Here is an 18467-nt window from a genome sequence, read left to right on the forward strand (position 1 = left end):
ATATGGCCAACGGTTACACGGCGCTTCACGGTGTTGCATTCGAAAGAGTCGAGCTTCAACTTCGCGCGCAAGGTTACTCGTGCAAATTCGCCTGCACCTATGACGAACCCGCGGGAAGCATCCCCAAGGATCTTCTCTATACCGGCAAAGAGGGTGGTTGGGAGATGCGCAGAAAAATCAAGGCGTGGTGTGTGAAGTATGGCGTCACGGATTACAGGATTGTCCGCAATACCGGTTTGTGCGCGATCTGCACGGCGACGTCTACGAATTGTGGACCAGAAGCGAATTACCGGACTACACCTCAGCGCAGAACCAACCGGTGAGATGAGATGAAAACACTCGATAAGGTACTGGCCCGACCGTGGGTACTCGCGGCAGACGACGAGCGCGGTGAGGGTAACCCGATCATGGTCGTTCTGAAAGACGGATGGGACTTCGCGGACGATCCGGGCTGCGGTACGCGCGGGGTAGATACGGTGCGCGAGGCGGAAGAAATCACTCGCTCGCACAACATCATCGAGGCGCAGCACCAGAGCAACGATGTATCGCTTGTCGCAACAGAAGAACCAACCGATCCGGCCAGCGACTTTTCAGGGTCGCACACCGTTCGCCGTGAGGACAACGGGTTGGCGGTCGCAGTGCTGAGCGGTTACAACAGGCACGAGCGTGCTACCTACGCTCGCCAGATGGCGGCGGCACCGATACTGCTGCGCGCCTTGCGCGTGTTGCAGGCAAATCCGAATGATCCTCGCGCCCATCGCACGGCATTGGATGCGATTGCGTTGGCCACGGATGTCTAGACATGGAACCCACTAACAGCCTGTCGCGCATTGCCAGCTGGGTGATCCGCGAGAAGGCAACGGGACGCGTTTTTTGCGAGGTATTTGACGAATGGATTGTGAAAAGGCTTAACACGGTCACGTACGAAGCCGTACCGATCCTTCAGTATCTGCAATCGCTAAATCGCGTGTGACAGCCGCAGTACGAACCGGAGAGAGTTGAGATGGAACGCACGCAGCAGGTCGTCGTGGCCGACAAACCTAACTGGGAAGGCTGGACCGAAATGACGGTTATTTCGCGAGACCTGCACGGTCAGATCAACAGCAAAACGGTCATCCGCTCAAAAGACGGAACGAACTTTCTGGACGTTGCGATCGAGGAATACACCGGGCTGACGCGTCGCATGAAGTACAGCACGGTCCGGCTCGAAGACGAGGCGGCGCGTGCCCTTCACGGCATGCTGTCCGCAAGGTTTGGAAACGGGAACTGAGCATGCTGGCCCGCTTGGGAGTTGCTGCGAACAATCTACCCGACCGGGATATATGCGCAGCGCTCGCATTCGGGGATCTCGCATGATGACCCTGACATTTAACGCGTCGTTCAATGACGCCATGCGCAACCTGTCATGAGAATTCGCATTACCCAGATCGACGGCGCGTTACCGAACATCGCCCTGATGAAACTCGCGCATTGGCACAAGGCGCGGGGCGATGAGGTGGTGGTGACCCGCCATATCGAACGTGATCTGTTTGAGGGTGACTACGACCGCGTCTATGGCTCGTGCATCTTCTCGTTCAGCCGCGATCGCTTCGAGCGGTTCATGAAACAGTGGCCGCAGGCGATCGTCGGTGGTACGGGTAGCGGGAGCGCGACGACGGTGGAGCAACTGATCGGCGACTACGAGTACTTCGACTACGAAGGTTGGCCGAAATTCGACGCTTCGATCGGATTCACGCAGCGTGGATGTCGTCTGAAGTGCAAGTTCTGCGTGGTGCCCGGCAAGGAAGGAAAGAACCGTTCAACGGGCTCCATCACGCAGATCTGGCGCGGTCCACCTCACCCGAAGCACATCCTGCTGCTGGACAACGACTTTTTCGGGCAACCGCGCTGGCGCGAGCTTGTGGACGAGATCCGCGACGGCGACTTCAAGGTCTGCTTCTCGCAGGGCATCAATACCCGCCTCATCACACCGGAGGCCGCTCAGGCGCTCGCCACGATCAAGTATCGGGACACCGGCTTTCACAAGAAGCGGCTCTATACCGCTTGGGACAACCTGAAGGATGAAAGAGTTTTCTTTTCGGGAGTACAGACGCTGGCAGAGGCGGGCATTCCACCCACGCATCTGATGTGCTACATGCTGATCGGTTTCGACCCGCTCGAGACGTGGGATCGCATCTGGCATCGCTTCAACCGGATGACCGAGCTTGGCATCGACCCTTATCCGATGGTCTACAACGACCGTCGCGCGGACCTGAAGTGCTTCCAGCGCTGGGTGATCACCCGGACGTACAAGACCACGCCATGGGACGAATACCGGCGCGAAACGAAGTCGCAGGAAAGCACCGAATCTTACCTGCGCTCAGTCAAACCCGAACTGGGCGCCGCAGCATGAAGGTCACCATTCCCCCGCGACGATCTCCTACCCCTGGTCGGGAGCAGCGGCCGTGCCGCCGGCGAGCGTCGTGCAGGCAGCGCAGAACGAATCCAACGCTTCCCGCCGGGATCTTGCATGTGGCTCGCCGGAGAAGCGGCGGTAGTACCGGAGACCGATGTCGCACTGGATCAACTGACGGAGTGCCGATGCAAGACCAACTCGCAAATCCTGATCGGAAGTTCCCTGATGATGTGGTGCCGGCGACCGCACCCGCGGAAGACCTGTTCTCGTTAGCGCTCGGCGCCCGGGTCGAAAGCGCGCTGATGTGGCTGCTTTTCATGCGAGGTGACCTGCCCACCGAAGCATTCGACGGGCACCGGCGCAAGGCGTTTGAACTAGCGTGTCGCGCGGGGTATCTGTACGCGGACGAGCCGATACCGCATCTGCTTCGTGATGACGTCGAGTTGCGCGAAGCGTGGGCGCATGGCGTTGCGCGTCGAGACGATGAGAGACGCAATGGTATGGATGACGCTATGGCAGTTGATCGCGAGCCGTTGATCATCGCGAGAGACTGGTACGCATTGGGCCTGCCGTTCCCGGAGCAGATTCTGTCCAACCTTCGGTGCGGCGAGATATGCCACGTCTGTGGCCACAACCTGTACCCGGAGGGCGGCACGGTGTTCTTTGACAATCCCCGCGGCCAGCTGGGGGTTTTCGGCGGGCTGCACGATCTGACGCTGGCGGATCTCGAGGTCTTCCTGACGCATATGGCCCGTCGGCAAACGTGGACAGTGCGTAGCTCTGATGACACCGGACTATGACCAGAGCACGCTCTGCTCGCGGGCATCTGTTTTAGCGGGATGTACGGCTACTTTCGCAAGTGCAGGCCGCCGCAAGCCGGGCCTGATCGCAGATAGAGGGAAGTGGGGCGTACGCCACGCCCGCTATAAGCAGGCACGTTATAAGGAATAGCCACATGGAAAGACTTCTCTTGGTGACCAACCTCGCCCACGAAGACCGTGGGGAGGACCTTTATCTGGCTGAACGCTTCGGTGAACACTACGACCTGACGATTGCGTCGCCGACGGCTGCCGTGCCGCTGCTGGCCGCGCAGGCCGTAGACGGCTGCTTGATTCGCAATGCCTGGCCTGGTCGGCAGTTCAAGGATGCGTTCGCTGCAATCGAAAGGTTGACAGCGTTGAATAGCATCACGACTTACAACCCGTTGCTGCCGGGGCGACGTGGCCCGGTTGAGAACAAAGCCTATGTGGTCGATCTGTTCCAGCAGGGCTATGGGGTGATCCCGTCGTACCACGGGCCGGAAGACATGGTCACCGCCGGCTATCCCGAAGGCCAGCAAGTGCTTGCGAAGCCAATGGATGGCTGTTCTTCCGCTGGAATCGTCGAGATGGCGTTGAAAGACAGTCAGCCCGCGCCGGGCAGATTTGTATTCCAGCCGAAGATTGTCTTCTCGTTCGAGATCTCGTTCTACTTCATTGACGGGCATTTTGCCTGGGCGATGCGCTCGGGCGGCCCCTCCGCTGATGATCGCTGGGACCTGACGCTCTACGATGCGACGGCGGCGGAGGTCGATTGGGCGCTCGCATTCGTGCACTGGAATAACCTGCCCTATGGGATTGAGCGTATCGACGTCGCGAAGCTGCCTGACGGCGGAATGCTATTGATGGAAGTTGAGGATTCGACGCCGATGCTATCTCTGGAGAATCTGCCCGTGGCAGTGCGCAATGTCGCAACCAGGGCGATCGTGGAATCTGTCTGCCAGCGCGTAAGCAACTCGCGCCCGTCGCAGCTCGCAAGCCGGCGGCGTACGAGCCCGCTGGCCGGTCTTGTCGCTGCCATTGCTGGAGTGGCTAAAGCTTTCGTTGAGTAGACCGGCGAACTCTCGAGGAGGAAGCCGGGTGGTCGGCTTGCGATGACGCGCGAAAGGGTGCCCGGGTGTCTGCGCATTTTCAAGAAGCGAACAAGACGGATCACAACAAGAAAGAACACGATGAATCAAAACACAACGATGTCCGAAAGTTCGCAAGGTCTCGAAGACTGGGCCGCTACCGTCCGGCGTGCGGCGGTCGACGAACTGCATGCACGAACGGCCGTCTATACGGCGAGCCACATCGTCGACGACATGCTCGGCCGGCTTGGTTGGCCCGCCGGAAACGACCGGCTGGTCGATCCGGGCTGTGGCGACGGCATGTTTCTCGCTCGGGCACTTGATGCGCTGCTCGTGACGCAACCGGCCGGATTCGATCCCCGCGGCCGCGTTGAGGGGTGGGAGATCCACCCCACGGCTTGCCTCGACGCCCGGTCCCGTGTTGCATCCGTCCTGGCAGCGCACGGCTGGGTGCCGGCCCGTGCGGCTGCGATCGCCAGCGATATGGTGCACAACAGGGACTTCCTGACCGAAGGGCCTACGACGCCACAGTGGGACATCCTGGCGGGTAACCCACCGTACCTGCGCGCCGCCAATGTGCCAGATATCCTGCGTAACGAATACAGCCGCCACGTACCTGATTTCGCTCGGGGCGACATGCTGCACAGCTTTCTGGAGCGGTGCAGCCGTGCGGTGCGTCCCTCGGGCAGAATCGGATTTATTACGGCGGACAGATGGTTGATGAACGAACAGGCGAGCCGGTTGCGCGAGCAGCTCGGTCAGCGCCTGTCGCTCGCCCACACCGAGCGGCTGAGCGCCGAGACAGCTTTTTATCGCGCGAAGCTGCGACGCTCTAAGGCGCCGCCACGTGTTCATCCGGTATCAGTCGTGCTCGTGTCCGACGCCGGTGCCGCGCGGAACCTGACGGCGAGCCCGATTCACCCGGGCGTGGACGCTTCCCGTTACGAAGGAATGGAGCAGTTGTCCGCGTTCGCGCAGATCCGCATTGCGCCATGGCTCGGTACCAAGGGTGTGTTCGTCGTGGACGCAGCGACGGCACGCCGGCTGCCGCCCGAATACCTGGTGCCAGCTATCGACACTGACGACATCGTGAACGGACAGCTGCGTACGCCAACGCGCTGGGCGATCCGCACGCGCCCGTCAGAGGAACCGTGTCCGGAGATCATGGCTCACCTTACCAGTCAGATGCATCGGATGGCAAAGCGCGGCCGGCAAGGCAGACTCTGGATGCCGCCGGAGTCCTTCCATGCGCTGGACCTCACCTGTGAGTCGCTGATCGTGCCGCGGATCGCGAAGACGCCGAAGGCCGTGCGCGTGCCACCGGGCATCCTGCCGATCAATCACAACCTGAGCATCGTCGCTGGCGGTGCGACCACCCTCGATCAGGTTGAGCAGGCTTTGGCGTCGGCGGTCGCAGCCGAGTGGGCGCGGGATTACGCACCTCGCCTCGAAGGAGGCTACCTGTCTCTTACGACCACGCTTCTGCGGCGCATGCCGATGGTTAATGTGCCGGGGGTATCGGAGTCAGTCGAAAAGGATTTGCGCAAAGCGTTCCAGCATCCTCTTCCTTTCCCGGGTGCGGCTGAGCGTAACGATGTGCCGTAGACGGAGTGTCGTACCATGCTGACTTCCTGTAAGGAAGTTCTTGTTATACTTGACACGTTAAAAGGTAGCTGGACCCTCCAGCCATTCCGGGCGCTGAAAACGTCCCGAACTGCCGTCGGCGGTGCATCAATTCGCCAATCCCTGCGGGAATCCGTTCCCGCAGGGGACGATTCCTGCTCTTTTTCTTAGGAGCAGCAATGCAGTCTACTCATTCTCACCGGAAGTCGTCGCCGCGTATTGACGCCCCGATCGACCGATTGAAAGCGGCTGTCGTTCAGGTCGCATTTGCTGTCCGGTGGAAGCTCCATGAGATCTTCTCCTTCCGGCCGGCGTACGCGTTCGATCAGGCTCAATACACCGTGGCCTGCGGCCACGAGGCGGACTTCATTCAGGCCGGTATCAACGAGGCGCGCTTCGCCTGGGACATACGCAGGTTCATGCAGGGATGGATCGAAGGCTTCTTCAAGCCATCCTTGCACATTGACCTGTCCTTCACGCACGCCCGTCTTCGTCATCCTGTGCAGGTGAAGCACGATCCGCACATCGCTGATTTTGACGAATCGGCGTTGTACGTTTCGATGCCGCTCACCTTGCGAGACCTCTCCGGGCGCTTCGAGTGCCGGATAGCGCGGCCGATGCAATGGTCGCCTGAAAAACTCCTGTGTGCGTTGAGCACGCCAGTCGCACAGGCGTTCTGCAAGCACCACTTCGGAGCGGACGCCTATCTGGGGCATGAATGCATCGGAAGTACCGAGGTGTCAGTAAACGTATGAGCCGCGCTTCCGGAAAGGGAGCGCGGCTAGAACGCTGTGCGCTCCAGGAAGGGACTGCAGGCGGCTGAAAAGTGACTTTTAAAACACCCGCGGGGACGCGCTTCCCGGTGGGGACGCTTCTCGCACTCATATTTGGGAGAAGCAAATGAATGAAAAGAAAATGCCGGAAACGCAGGAGTTGGCTGTTGAAACTCTGCGAGTCGGTGATCAAGTCGATCTGAAGTCGTGTCCGTTCCTCAAGGGGCATGCTGCGGCCGAGTCGGAGTATGCCGTGGTGGAGTCGATCGAGCGGGAAACGCCGAATTGCCTCGCCGTTGGATACGAAGGTATCGACGTGGTGGGCTATCCGGTGGGTACCAGGCTGACCGTTTCTCCCCTGACAATCGCAAGCCGGAAACTGCCGGAAGCGAGGACGCTGCGTATTAACGTTCGTCAGGTATCGAAGGTGTTGGCTGATTTCGAGGACGAGGGTGTCGCGGGTATTTACGCGGTGATTCTCCCCGTACTCAGTCGGTCGCCGTCGGATGCGAAACGTGCATCCATCGCGCTCGATATTTTCCGTGCACGCCAGTGCATCGGGTGTCTGGACGACTTCGAGATCGAGGTGATTGATGAGCAGAACAACGTCATCGATCAGGATTCCGATCACGTGGTCTATCCAGGCTCGTTGGATGGCCATGTTCAGAGGATCAGCGACAAGCCGGTTACCGGAAGCGAGCTGAAAGTGCCCCACGCGAGCGTGCGGGACGCTGCACAGCGGTTGCTCAACGCATTTGGTGGCGACGCGCCGTCCTGGCTGCGAGAAGAAGTCGTTGCTCTCGAAAGCGCCTTGGCTCGCGAAGTTGAGACGGATGAGAGGAGTGTTCCGGCGCAACACCGCAATGCCGTAAAGATTGAAAGCGGCTGCGACGAAGAAGAGCAGCTGAGTTCCTTCCAGAACGGTACGCTACAGTCCTTCGGGAAGGGTCTGGCCGTCACGATCCAGGTGCATGTTCAGGTGCCACCCGAGTTGGCTGAGTGCTCGGAGGCCGAGGCGCAAAACTACCTTCGCGAGAAACTGGAAGCGGCATCTGCCACGGCCGGCGGCGCACTGAAGTTCGATGCGCGGATCGGTGTCAGCTGCGAGCGTGCACGAGAGTTGTCACGTGCGTCGTCGCTGTCTGCTGACATGTGATTGATCTTGCTGAAGCCGCCCGTGCACCCCTCGCAAGAGGGAGCCGGCGGGCTTCTTTGTTTTTGAGGTTTCATGGACCCAGCTTGATATGCGGGCATTCCTGATGGGAAGCGTTTGATGTAACATTGGCTCGCTTTCACACGGTAGCTGGACCTTAGCCAGCCTCATGCGGCATCTGCCGCAAATCAAAACCCTTGCGGGGCTTGTGTCCTGCTATCGGGCACCTGCTTCGCGTTTCCAGACAGGAGCAGGTACCATGAATCAAGTTCATCTCCAGCGTTCTCAAACCACTTCCTGCGAGCATGCACGCCCGTATGTTGTGGAGGTCAGGTCCGGCGAGGCAGTTCCCCACTGCCCCTTCGAAACTAATTTTCCGACTCTCGAGACAGCTGAATCGGCCGCCATCGAGCTTCTGAACGAAGATCCTGAGGCTCGGGAGGCACGCGTCTTTCACTACTCGGACGAGTCCGACCCCACGCAGGTAAAGGAATTGAAGTGCATCGGTCGAAGCGAGGCCGTCGCACGGAAACTGCGGGAAGCCCGAGTTAGCGTCGCGCAGAGGGTGCTCGACCTGTACGAACTGGATGTCGACTTTGACCCGCGCAACGTGACGCATCTCGGGTGGAATACGGCGGATCTTCAGGATCTGCAGTGCTTCATCGACGCGTACTACTGGGTTGGCAACGACATGCGCGAGGCCAGACTACAGTTCCATGTGAAATTCGACGCGTCAGGAATTGTCGCGGATGCATACGCTCACGACGCGCGCAATAAAGTGGTGGGCAAGCGTGGCGACGTCCGTCAGGGTGTTGCTGACGGGAACTGGCCGCGAAGTCAGCTTCGGTCCGTCGCCGGGATCATGCCTGACGGCAAAATGCCGGAAGATCGCGGAGGCGTCTCCGAAATCGAGGCCGTCCTGGTTCAGGCAATCGAGGCGTCGGGTTTCACGGTCAGCGGTCCGACTGATTCCCGGGCTGCGGAGCACGGCGAACCAATGTGGGTCTGTAACGCGCGGGGCGCCCTGGCGCAGGCGAGGGTTGAACGAAGGAAACGGCCGCCAAAGCGGTACGCACAGCCGATCGGCCACACGGTCGACGGTTTTACCGTTGGCCACTTGGCGACGATGAACTGCAGCAAGGCCGTTGGAACGATCGTCGGCATCGGAAACCCCGTTAGCCGTCGGACCATCATCCTGGAGTTTGATGAGCCGCAGCCGGTCGATGCGCCAGAGGGGGTAACGTCGCGCCGATTTGAGCTTGATTGCCGCAGCATTTCGTCCACGTGGGCGCCTCCGGGCGGCCTGAAACTGTCGGACAGCAAGGCGATTGCGCTATTTCCGTCCGGCCGGTTCATCACCGATGGTGACCATCGGAAGGTCGCCGAAATGTTCCAGCCTGGTGATTCGCCCCTCGAGATGGAAATGATCAAGCGTCGCATCGTGGGGTCATTCAACGCGTTACCGGGTCTCGTTGGCGTGCTCATGCGTGCCGACAAGGAAAGTGCGCTCTGGCAGGCGATCTCCAAGGAGGGTATTGCGGACTCTTACGCGATCGCTCTGTCGGAGGCCGTCATAGCCCTTGGGGATAGTGGCATCGCTGAGGTCGCGCATCGCTATGAGCTCGACCCTGATGCGATTTGTGCGAAGCAGGGGGTCGAAGTGCTGGTCGATTCGACTTCCGCCAGCCCGTCGTCGGCTATCTGATCCATACCCGTAACCCATGCCCGCTGCGTACCCTCGATAGAGGGTGCCGGCGGGCTTTTTTCTTTGTGCTCGTGCTGGGGAGAATAGTCCGGGGCTTGTCACAGCCCCGCTAACGCCGCTTGCGGCGTGCGTGGCCTGCGGGAAAACGGATAAGCAGACAGGCCGCGCACCTTGAGGGTGGGCAAATAGCCGCTGGTGCTGATAGGGCACAATAGGCGTTCCAACCTGTCCGAGGAGCGTCCATGCCTGCCCGAATCCCGCTCGACCCGAAGCTGCCGCCCGGCTTCGACGATACGCCAAACGAAGATCGCACCAAAGATGAGCTGGACGCCTGGTGGGACCATCCCTTCGGTGTAACGCGAGCCGATGGTCGTATTGATGTCCGGTGCCTGCACGGCGGCTCATGGGACCGTTCAACGTCCCTTGGCATTGCCGAGGATTACGACAAGGCATGCGCGCTGGCGGCCGAGAAGCTGGCGGAATGGTTGAAGTATCGCGAGCGCCCGACGTTGTCCCTCGACCTGAAGCCGAGCGTTGTGATGATGCCGCAGCGGCCCGACGAAGAGATGCGGGTTATCGCGACATTCGAGACGACCGAGGAAGCGGGCGCCTATATCCGCGAGCATTACCCGCAAGCAGCGGCGCGAGCCGGCACAACCGGACGGCAGAACGGCGAACCTGCTTGAGCGTGGCGCCAGTGCGCACCGGCTCACGCGCGACTCGGCGGAGCGTTGTTCGCAGCCATGCGTGCGATGTGCAGCAACCCCTGCGCGATGACAACGTTGGCGTTGTGCGAAACGTCCTTCGCCCCGTTTTTCAGGACGATGAGAGGCATCTGCGAGGCGATCTTCTCCCACTCTGCGAGGAGGAGGGCCGGGTTCGGGTGCGTCTTGAACAGCACGCTCAACGCCGCGGTGAAAACCGTCGCCGGGTCGGCGTCGTCGGCTTGAGGCAAGTCCGTCTGAAGTGCGTCAGTCACGATATCCTCCGATATGAGCGCTGCGGATGCCAAACGGTCAGGCTCGAAGTTCGAAGTGCCCGAAGTGGACGGCCGAATACATGCCGTCCTCAGTCATCGCAGATGGCGGTCAGTCGCTATCTTAACGATCGGAATAGTTGATTTGAAAGTCAAGGAGCGTGTGGTCGCGGGCATGCGGCTGCGGATCTATTATTTTTCTACGTCATGTCTTGGAAGACAAACCTTAGAACATGGTCGGGGGTTAAGGAAAATCCTTCTGCGATGAAATAGCGCAGACCCTTTTCGCCAGAGCGTCGCCATTGGTTTCCGGAAAAAGCTGGATGGGCTGGTGATATCCGACTGGTGCAGTTGAACTGTCAACCATGTTGCCGTTGGCATCATATTTCGCGATGGACAGCACATCCACCGTCCAATTGGTGCAATCCACTTGCCACCGGAAAACCACGTAGGCATATCGCTTCCCGCCCTGCGTTCCGTGTTTGTCAAGCCGGACAAAGACTGCACGCATTGGACCATCGATCCCGATATGCTCCGAATTGAACGAGTAATTGTTCTGAACTGGAATCCATTCGGCTTGCGCGGCAGGCGCGGCAACCAGTGAAGTGCCCACGACAAGTGCGCCAATGATATTGCGTGTTCTCACGATTTCTTCCTTTCTTAAAAATAGGTTGGAATCAAGACAACGCAATACCGAACCGGCAGGCCTACGTGCTGAAGTTATCAACCGAAATAAAAAGATCACGATCGACGATTGCAATCCTCTTTTTTACGTTTTCGATCGGTCGTTGACCTTACGAATATAATACATTCTCGCTTGCACACGGCGTGCGGCGAAGCGCCACAGATCAAGCGTTTAATCTAGAAATCTGCAGATAATCAACTCCCGCCTTTCTGGCGTTAGCGAGCCGGCACACGCGAACGCTTTTCAACTGAAATCATTCTTGGAAACGATGCCTCATGGACACGCTGTCGTGAGCCAACTGCCGCCGGCTGCTGACCGGACAGCATCCGACGCACAAGATGGTCAGAAAGACCGTACCATCCAAGAGAGAATCCGAATAACGAGTGACGAAGAAGAGACATCGCCATGCCAGATTCATTGCTCGATCCGCGGTTCGTGAGGCGCGTAAGTCTGCTCTGTTGCCACTGCACCCGCAACATTGCGTACTACCGTGCGGGCTTTGTGAGCGAGGACGGAACCGGCGAACTTAAACAGCAAACTGAGTTTGGGGCCACGGTGAACGGGAACATGCTTGATATCGCCGTGCTCGAGTGGTGCAAGCTGTTTGCGGATAGGCGCGCGCATCATTACTGGAAGCGTGTTGTCCGAGATGAAAAGGAGCAGCAGCAGTTCCTCGCTCACTTGCTTCGCGATGCCGGTATGAATCTGCAGGGCTGGAAGCGTTACCTCGACACGATGCGGGTGTACCGGGATAAGTTCGTTGCTCATCTGGACACGCAGAATGTCATGAATATTCCGTCGCTCGACGGGGCGCTGGCTAGCGTGCAGTTTCTCTACGCATACCTGCGTGCAACCAATCCTGCATCGACGTTCGAAATGCTTCACGGTGAACCTTTGCCACAGGATCTCACCGGGTACTACACGCGTTGCCGCGACGAGGCGCGTGCTTCCTACGCATAGCTTAGCGTTGAAGCCTTGCGTTGGTCTCGCCCGGCCTCGACGCCGTGTTGGATGGAGACTCCGTAGAGCCACCGAAGTGCCTGAGATCGGATGACATCGTTCTGGCACACAAGCTGTCCGACGACGGCTCTGGAGTCGCTTCGTGCCGACCAGCGGGCGAAGCGCGCCCTTCACTTTGACTGCTGCCCGTCGCGCGTCGGGTTACGTTCTCCAAAAAGCGGCATCAGGCATTTCCATCATCCCGGTGGCCGCGGCGCGTGTGCCTACGAAGCAGAGTCGAAAGCCCATCAGAGCCTCAGATACGCGATTCTGATAGCGCTACTGTCCGGATCGCCCTGGAGGGCGGATGTCCTTGCACAGAGCGGTGCTGCAAGCATTGCGGAGAAGACGCGGGCGGCGGGGTGAGGAAGGCGACGTCATGCTCTCAAGTCTTCGTGTTCTGTGGTCGACCGAAAGTGGGGAGGAGGCGAGGAAGCACTGTTCGACAGGGATTGAACTGGCTGGCTCGACCGGTACATTGTCCACATCCCATAGAACTGAGGAACCTCGGCATGATTCGCCGCGAATATAACGTTTTCACCATGTGCAGCGGCCTGGGCGGTGGCGCTAAAGGATTCCAGGAAGCAGTGTCCCAGGTCGGCGCGAAGGTCGCGACGTGGCGCTGCATCGGCGGTATCGACAACGATCCGGCAGCCTGCCGCGACTTCAAGAGCCTCGTCGGCGTTGACTGTACGCTGATGGATCTGTTCACGCGGGAGCAGTACACCGCATACAACAACCAGCCGCCGCCCGCTGATTGGCGCGAGGTTACTCCTGACGACGTGCGCCGTGCCGCGGGCTACAAGCATCCGCACTGCGTGTTTATTTCTTCACCATGCAAAGGAGCGTCGGGCCTCCTGCCCGAGGCTTTGAGTCGCACGCCGAAGTATCAGGCGCTGAACGAACTCACCCTGCGCTGCGTATGGCTGATGTGCGAGGCATGGAAGGATGATCCCGTCGAACTCATCGTCTTCGAAAATGTGCCCCGTCTGATCTCGCGAGCCAGGCACCTGCTCGATCAGATCGGGGACATCCTGCGCCACTTCGGATACGTCGTTAACGAGACAACTCACGATTGCGGTGAAATCGGCGAACTGGCCCAGAGTCGAAAGCGGTTCCTGCTTGTCGCACGGCACGCTGCGAAGGTTCCGGCGTTCCTCTATCAGCCGACGACGCATCGCCTGCAGGGCGTCGGCACCGTGCTCGGGCGCATGCCCTTGCCCGGCGATCTGCGCGCTGGGCCGATGCACCGTATTCCCTCGCTGCAGTGGAAAACGTGGCTTCGACTGGCGTTTGTGGAAGCAGGAAGCGACTGGCGCAGCCTGAACCGGTTGAACGTCGAGGACGGAAACCTGCGCGACTTCCTCCTGGTGGCTGAAGGTCGCAACGGCCATCTCGGTGTTGCGCGTTGGGAAGACTCGGTTGGCACCATCGCCGGCAAGTCATTGCCCACAAATGGCATGTTCTCGGTGGCTGACATGCGGGCGCCCGCCGACGCCCTGCAGTACCGCAACTATGGCGTGATGCGTTGGGAAGATCCGAGCGGCGCGATCATCGGGGTTAAATCTCCAGGGCAGGGTATGTTCTCGGTGGCCGATGTCCGCACGATGCAGTCAGAGAGCTGGAATCACGGACAGAACTACGGTGTCGTGAAGTGGGAGGATTCCGTGGGGACCATCAGCGGGCAGCAATACCCCAATCAGGGGAAATTCGCCGTGGCCGACGTGCGAACGGGTGTGAAGCACAACAACTGCTTCCGCGTGGTGCGCTACGAAGAAGCGTCAGGCGTTGTGACGGGCGGCACCGGGCCGAGCGCGGGTGGGCAGGCGGTTGCCGATCCGCGGCCGCCTGCGGGCCCGCTTTTCAGCAAGTACAAGGTGTCGCAATGGGACAGCCACACCGGGACCGTGATCGGTGGTGACGATCAGGGCGCGTATGCCGTTGCCGATCCGCGTCCCGCTATCGAAAACGTCGCTACGGCGGGTCGGGATTCACGCGTCGCGGCAACCGCGCAGCTTCCCGCCGCGAACGAAAAGACGATCGCTGTGATCCGCGCGATGGACGGTACGTGGCATCGTCCGTTCACAACGCTCGAGCTCGCCGCATTGCAATCGCTTGTCGAACCCGAACAGCTGCAGATCGATGCCGAAGAGAATGCCTGGCGCCGCAAGCGCGACTCAGCCGAGGGAACCCCGTTCACATTCAAGCTGGATGGGGATAGCGATCAGGCATGGCGCGAGCGTATCGGCAACGCGGTGCCGCCGAAAGCAGCGAGGGCGGTTGGTATGGTGATGGGTACCACGCTCTTGCTTGCAGAGTCGGGTGAAACGTTCATGCTTTCGTCGACGCCCATCTGGGTGCGCCGGGTCGCCCTGGCGCTGACGCTTCCCGCCGTGGAACCGCAATGACCGATGTCGCGATCAGCGCGTCAGAGGCAACAAGCGCAGCAGAGGGCCTTCTATCCGACCAGTCTTCGGTCGGATAGAAGGCGAGCGGCTTCGCGCTGCAAATGACTATTCTTCCCAAAACCACGAACGCTTTCCCCTCGACACGAGGTTCGTGCCTCCCGCCTCACGTCGCTCCATCACTCTGACGGCGCCGAAGTGACGTCTCCGCCATTCGATGGTCCCGAAGTGCTCCACCGAACTCTGGAAATGCATGGGCCGGCGCATCGTCAGGTCTGATCTGCCGATAGGGTCGGCATCTCGGAAAGAATCTCGTTGAAGCGCCGGAACGTCCAATGGTAGTCGTCGGAGCTCTCGATGGTTGCCCACTCCTGAGGGTCTTTCGCCGGCGGGCGACCGGCGTATGGGACGTAATCGTCTGGATACCACGTTACGTTCCGGTGTTTGAAAAGGCTCCCGCACAGGACTTTGCCGGCAACCAGGTGGTCATAGGCATCGTCGTCAATCCGGTAGCCGATCACATGGATATGGCACTTCTGGGCGAAAAACACCACCAGCTTGAGATAGTGCCTGGCGCGCCAGTATGACCACCGACCTTCCTCCCAGAGCTCGTATCGGGTAAAAAACTCCCCTCCGGGGAGTGCCCGCCGGCGCTCAATAACGGGAAGAACATGCGGCATGTGCCTTGCCGCCAACCCATCCTCGGTTTTCGCTTCCAGGTTCGAACTGGCGCCGGTTACGAGGATCAGCTTGACGTCCTCGCCTGAGTGTTTGCCGGTCCACAGAATCTCCGCGGCCTTGTCCGCCGCCTTGTACCACATGTGGAGCTCGCCGGACGTCATCGTGCTGCTCTTTCCGGCGAGCCAATCGTACTTCACGCAAAACTCCTGCGCGATCGACTCGAGCCGTGGCGCCGTCAGCTTGCCGCGAAGCGCGTCCGGCGAGGAAAGGTCCGCAAGGGTGATTCCGAACCGCGTCAGGATCTCCGCAGCGGCCGGATAGGACAGATCGTGCTCCTCGATGAGAAGCGATAGCCGTTCGACGGTGCCCCGCATTGCTGCCTCGGCTCCATGCATCTGAGTCATGGCAACGCCATCAAGGATCGCGCCGGCCACACTTGCGATGGAGCCACCCCACGTCTTTGCGTAGGCCTCGAGGAAGGCGCGGGTATCGGGCCGGACCTGCACCGGAAAGCGACCGGGCTTGTCGGGCTCGCTTTCGAGCGCTGCCCGTGCCTCCTGATTGGCCGCCCCGATTAGCCGATAGATGATCTGCTGGAGTGAAAAGGATTTTCTGGTTATCGACATGGTGAATCACTTTGATTCATGGTTTGTGATGACGGCAATCTTATATGAATCATTTTGATTCAGTCAAGGATTGCGCCAATCGCAGGTAATCCGGCGATCTCATGGCTGTCAGGCGTCCTACGGTAGAATATTGCCCCCGCACGCACATATCAGGAGTCGCCGAATGAAATGGGTGGATCAGCAGGACTATTTTCCGTTCAAGGTAAAGCCGCGTATCGAAGGCGAATACAACCTGCATCATGCGGACGGTGGCCCACCTACCCGCCACGAATTCCGGGCGGGAAATTGGGCCGTCGACACGGCCAGTTTCGTTGGGTGGAGCGGGCGACTGTGGCAGGCCGATAAAGTCGAGGTGGTGGAAGCGAAACGGCACTGCAGCAGATACCGGTCTGGCAAAAGTGAGTCGAAGAGCCGGCGTGTCGCCCTAAGCGCTGTTCGCGTTGCGCGGTTTTACGGGTCCCAAGGCAAGATCGGCCGCACAAAGGCAGTCCGCTTCTATCTCATTGCGCACCGGATCGACCCGACGGCTCTCAAGGATTGGGACCGCGCGTGGCAGGCGGCTAATGTGCTGAAACTAGGACCGGGGCGGCCGCTTATTGAGGCGCAGGTAGACCGGTTTTTCGGTAAGCGCGGCGAGCCGGTCAGGGCCGCGAGTCCGGCTTCGGCGTAGAGGCAAGCAGCAACGGCTGTCGCTTACAAATCCAGTCAGGACGCAGCGGGCGCGATCCTGTTGCCACACAGGAACGGATATGCCCATCGACGATGCGACACCGGATGTGCACCAGCTGCCTCCAGACCGCGCGATCCTGTTGCGAAATGAGACGTGCCCCTATTGCAGTCGCCCATTCGGGCCGCTCCTGAAGGCAACCAAAGAGCACGTTATCGGTCGACGGTTCGTTCCGAAAGGCACGCTCGCCGGTCAGTGGAATCTGATCCTGAATGCGTGCATCTCCTGCAACCACGACAAGTCCGGCCTTGAAGATGACATCTCCGCTATCGCGATGATTCATGGCTTATCGGGTCAGTATGCGATCGACGATGACCGTTTGCATGCCGAAACAAAGCGAAAAGCAGGGGGATCGCGCAGCAGGCAAACGGGAAAACTGGTTGGTGACAGCCAGGAAGCGATTGAACTGAAGGGTGATCTGGGGTTCGCCGGGTTTGCCGTGAATTTCACGGCGCCGCCGCAGGCAGATCACATGCGGATGTACCGGCTAGCGCATTACCACTTCCGTGCGTTCTTTTACTGGATGACATTTCAGAAGGAATCGAATCTGGGCGGCTTCGCGCCGGGACTGTTTTCGCCTCTCGCGGTAGTGCCGCGATCCGACTGGGGAGCGGCCAGGGTACGTTGGTTCATGAGGCTTGTTCGCGACTGGCGGCTGAGGATCCAGGGAGTCGGCGCCGATGGTTTCTTCAGGGTGATTATTCGCCGCCATTCTGCGGATGAGCAGGTATGGGCGTGGGCAGTTGAATGGAATCGCTCGTTCCGGGTGATGGGCTTTGCGGGGAATCGGGACGTCATTGAGGGACTGCTGACTCAGGCGCCCGAACAGCGTGCGATCTCCGTTCATCGGACGGAAAAGGAAATCATCCGGTTGCGAGCAGAAGAACCGCTTCCGCTCGATCAGGATGATCTGTTTGTTCCATTTTCCACAGCCGCCGATGACATGTAGGCGACATTCCGGTACATGAGACGGATGTCGTAACTCGACTGCATGTGGATACGCACGATGTAATGCGGAGGCGCGGAACGCGCATACCGTAAAATACGCAGTATCCAGCCATGCGGCGCTTTGCGGGAGGTCTTATGTGCGGACGCTATTCGCGAGGTCAGAAGGATCTGTTTTACCTCGAGCCGCTGATGAGTGATGCGCTCGATCCTCGTTTCTCTGGACGGCCGGAGATTTTCCGGCCGAGCTGGAATGTCTCCCCCGGCACCCTGCAGCCAATCATCGGTCCGTCTGGCCCACGGCTGGAAGTCTGGGGGTTCAGGCCATCGTGGGCGGTGAATCGCAAGGTGCCCATGATGATCAATGCGCGCCTCGACAAGGCGACCACGAGCACCTGGAAGGCTCTTTTCACTGCGGGCAGGGTTCTCGTGCCGGCAGACGGCTGGTACGAATGGCTACCGATCGAAGGGAAGAAGCAACCCTATTTCATTCAGGCGAATTCCGGTGCTCCAGTCTACTTCGCGGGGCTAAGCACTGCGCGACCGGAAAGCGACATCGCACCTCCACCGGGAACGGTTTACGGCTTCGTCATTGTGACGGCGCCGGCGGAGAGTGGGATGCTCGACGTACACGATCGTCGACCGCTAGTGCTGACCCGCGAAGAAGCCAGCGAATGGTTGAACCCGGCAACGACGTTTGACGCAGCTGTAAGTCTGGCAAACAGCGCTGGAAAGTCATCCGATGACTTTCATTGGTACAAGGTCTCGCCCGGGGTCAACCGGTCGGGTACCGACAGCCCGACCTTCAATGAGCCGATCGAGGCGTCGTCCGCTGCACAATCGCCGCGTAACTGACCGCCGGAGGCTCCCCAATGCGTCGAGTCTG

Annotated in this window: 20 protein-coding genes; 17 read left to right on the forward strand and 3 right to left on the reverse strand. The window is 59.7% G+C overall.

From position 1 onward, the window contains the following. Positions 1 to 2 precede the first annotated feature (2 nt). The 12 genes from HV796_RS10910 (at position 3) to HV796_RS10965 (ending at position 10223) form a co-directional block, all read left to right on the forward strand. Complete coding sequence (locus tag HV796_RS10910; RefSeq protein WP_175226491.1) at positions 3 to 323, forward strand: hypothetical protein; 321 nt, start codon at positions 3 to 5, stop codon at positions 321 to 323. Positions 324 to 407: 84 nt separating this feature from the next. Next, positions 408 to 800 (forward strand): hypothetical protein, encoded by a 393-nt coding sequence (locus tag HV796_RS10915; RefSeq protein ID WP_175226492.1) that lies wholly within the window; start codon positions 408 to 410, stop codon positions 798 to 800. A 2-nt stretch (positions 801 to 802) separates the two neighbouring features. Next, on the forward strand, positions 803 to 973 hold the full coding sequence (locus HV796_RS10920) for a hypothetical protein (protein ID WP_175226493.1): 171 nt from the start codon (positions 803 to 805) through the stop codon (positions 971 to 973). A 30-nt stretch (positions 974 to 1003) separates the two neighbouring features. Further along, entirely contained in the window at positions 1004 to 1270 is a 267-nt protein-coding gene (locus tag HV796_RS10925) for a hypothetical protein (protein WP_175226494.1), read from the forward strand. Between the two features lie 135 nt (positions 1271 to 1405). Then, positions 1406 to 2392 (forward strand): radical SAM protein, encoded by a 987-nt coding sequence (locus HV796_RS10930; RefSeq protein WP_175226495.1) that lies wholly within the window; start codon positions 1406 to 1408, stop codon positions 2390 to 2392. 188 nt (positions 2393 to 2580) lie between these two features. After that, complete coding sequence (locus tag HV796_RS10935; protein ID WP_175226496.1) at positions 2581 to 3195, forward strand: hypothetical protein; 615 nt, start codon at positions 2581 to 2583, stop codon at positions 3193 to 3195. Positions 3196 to 3350: 155 nt separating this feature from the next. Continuing rightward, a complete protein-coding gene (locus tag HV796_RS10940; protein ID WP_175226497.1) occupies positions 3351 to 4265 on the forward strand; it encodes a hypothetical protein in 915 nt (304 codons plus the stop codon). Positions 4266 to 4385: 120 nt separating this feature from the next. Then, positions 4386 to 5888 carry an Eco57I restriction-modification methylase domain-containing protein gene (locus tag HV796_RS10945; protein WP_175226498.1) on the forward strand — a complete coding sequence of 501 codons (1503 nt, stop codon included), beginning with the start codon at positions 4386 to 4388 and terminating at the stop codon, positions 5886 to 5888. Positions 5889 to 6085: 197 nt separating this feature from the next. Further along, positions 6086 to 6661, forward strand: coding sequence for a hypothetical protein (locus HV796_RS10950; protein WP_175226499.1), 576 nt, complete (start codon positions 6086 to 6088; stop codon positions 6659 to 6661). A gap of 145 nt (positions 6662 to 6806) precedes the next feature. After that, positions 6807 to 7835 carry a hypothetical protein gene (locus HV796_RS10955; RefSeq protein WP_175226473.1) on the forward strand — a complete coding sequence of 343 codons (1029 nt, stop codon included), beginning with the start codon at positions 6807 to 6809 and terminating at the stop codon, positions 7833 to 7835. Between the two features lie 256 nt (positions 7836 to 8091). Further along, positions 8092 to 9537, forward strand: a complete 1446-nt coding sequence (locus HV796_RS10960; RefSeq protein WP_175226500.1) for a hypothetical protein — start codon at positions 8092 to 8094, stop codon at positions 9535 to 9537. 242 nt (positions 9538 to 9779) lie between these two features. Continuing rightward, a complete protein-coding gene (locus tag HV796_RS10965; RefSeq protein WP_175226501.1) occupies positions 9780 to 10223 on the forward strand; it encodes a DNA-binding protein in 444 nt (147 codons plus the stop codon). A gap of 23 nt (positions 10224 to 10246) precedes the next feature. Here HV796_RS10965 and HV796_RS10970 read toward each other — a convergent pair whose 3' ends face one another. Further along, the gene (locus tag HV796_RS10970; RefSeq protein ID WP_175226502.1) at positions 10247 to 10516 is read right to left on the reverse strand and encodes a hypothetical protein; all 270 of its coding nucleotides are present in this window, start codon (positions 10514 to 10516) and stop codon (positions 10247 to 10249) included. A 241-nt stretch (positions 10517 to 10757) separates the two neighbouring features. Further along, positions 10758 to 11159, reverse strand: a complete 402-nt coding sequence (locus HV796_RS10975; RefSeq protein WP_175226503.1) for a surface-adhesin E family protein — start codon at positions 11157 to 11159, stop codon at positions 10758 to 10760. Between the two features lie 444 nt (positions 11160 to 11603). On the opposite strand from HV796_RS10975, the gene HV796_RS10980 reads away from it, so the two are divergent. Then, positions 11604 to 12158, forward strand: coding sequence for a hypothetical protein (locus HV796_RS10980; RefSeq protein ID WP_175226504.1), 555 nt, complete (start codon positions 11604 to 11606; stop codon positions 12156 to 12158). A 551-nt stretch (positions 12159 to 12709) separates the two neighbouring features. After that, positions 12710 to 14605: a DNA cytosine methyltransferase gene (locus HV796_RS10985; RefSeq protein ID WP_175226763.1), complete on the forward strand. Its 1896-nt coding sequence runs from the start codon at positions 12710 to 12712 to the stop codon at positions 14603 to 14605. Between the two features lie 266 nt (positions 14606 to 14871). Here the strand turns inward: HV796_RS10985 and HV796_RS10990 are convergent, their stop codons facing one another. Next, a complete protein-coding gene (locus HV796_RS10990; protein WP_175226505.1) occupies positions 14872 to 15909 on the reverse strand; it encodes a hypothetical protein in 1038 nt (345 codons plus the stop codon). 163 nt (positions 15910 to 16072) lie between these two features. Between HV796_RS10990 and HV796_RS10995 the strand changes: the two genes are divergently transcribed. The 3 genes from HV796_RS10995 to HV796_RS11005 all read left to right on the forward strand — a co-directional run bounded on the left by HV796_RS10995 (position 16073) and on the right by HV796_RS11005 (position 18436). Then, entirely contained in the window at positions 16073 to 16579 is a 507-nt protein-coding gene (locus HV796_RS10995; protein ID WP_175226506.1) for a hypothetical protein, read from the forward strand. 79 nt (positions 16580 to 16658) lie between these two features. After that, complete coding sequence (locus tag HV796_RS11000) at positions 16659 to 17585, forward strand: HNH endonuclease signature motif containing protein (RefSeq protein ID WP_175226507.1); 927 nt, start codon at positions 16659 to 16661, stop codon at positions 17583 to 17585. A 134-nt stretch (positions 17586 to 17719) separates the two neighbouring features. Next, a complete protein-coding gene (locus HV796_RS11005) occupies positions 17720 to 18436 on the forward strand; it encodes an SOS response-associated peptidase (RefSeq protein WP_175226508.1) in 717 nt (238 codons plus the stop codon). The last annotated feature ends 31 nt before the right edge of the window (positions 18437 to 18467 follow it).

This window comes from Paraburkholderia humisilvae, assembly GCF_902859855.1.
GTDB classification, from domain to species: domain Bacteria; phylum Pseudomonadota; class Gammaproteobacteria; order Burkholderiales; family Burkholderiaceae; genus Paraburkholderia; species Paraburkholderia humisilvae.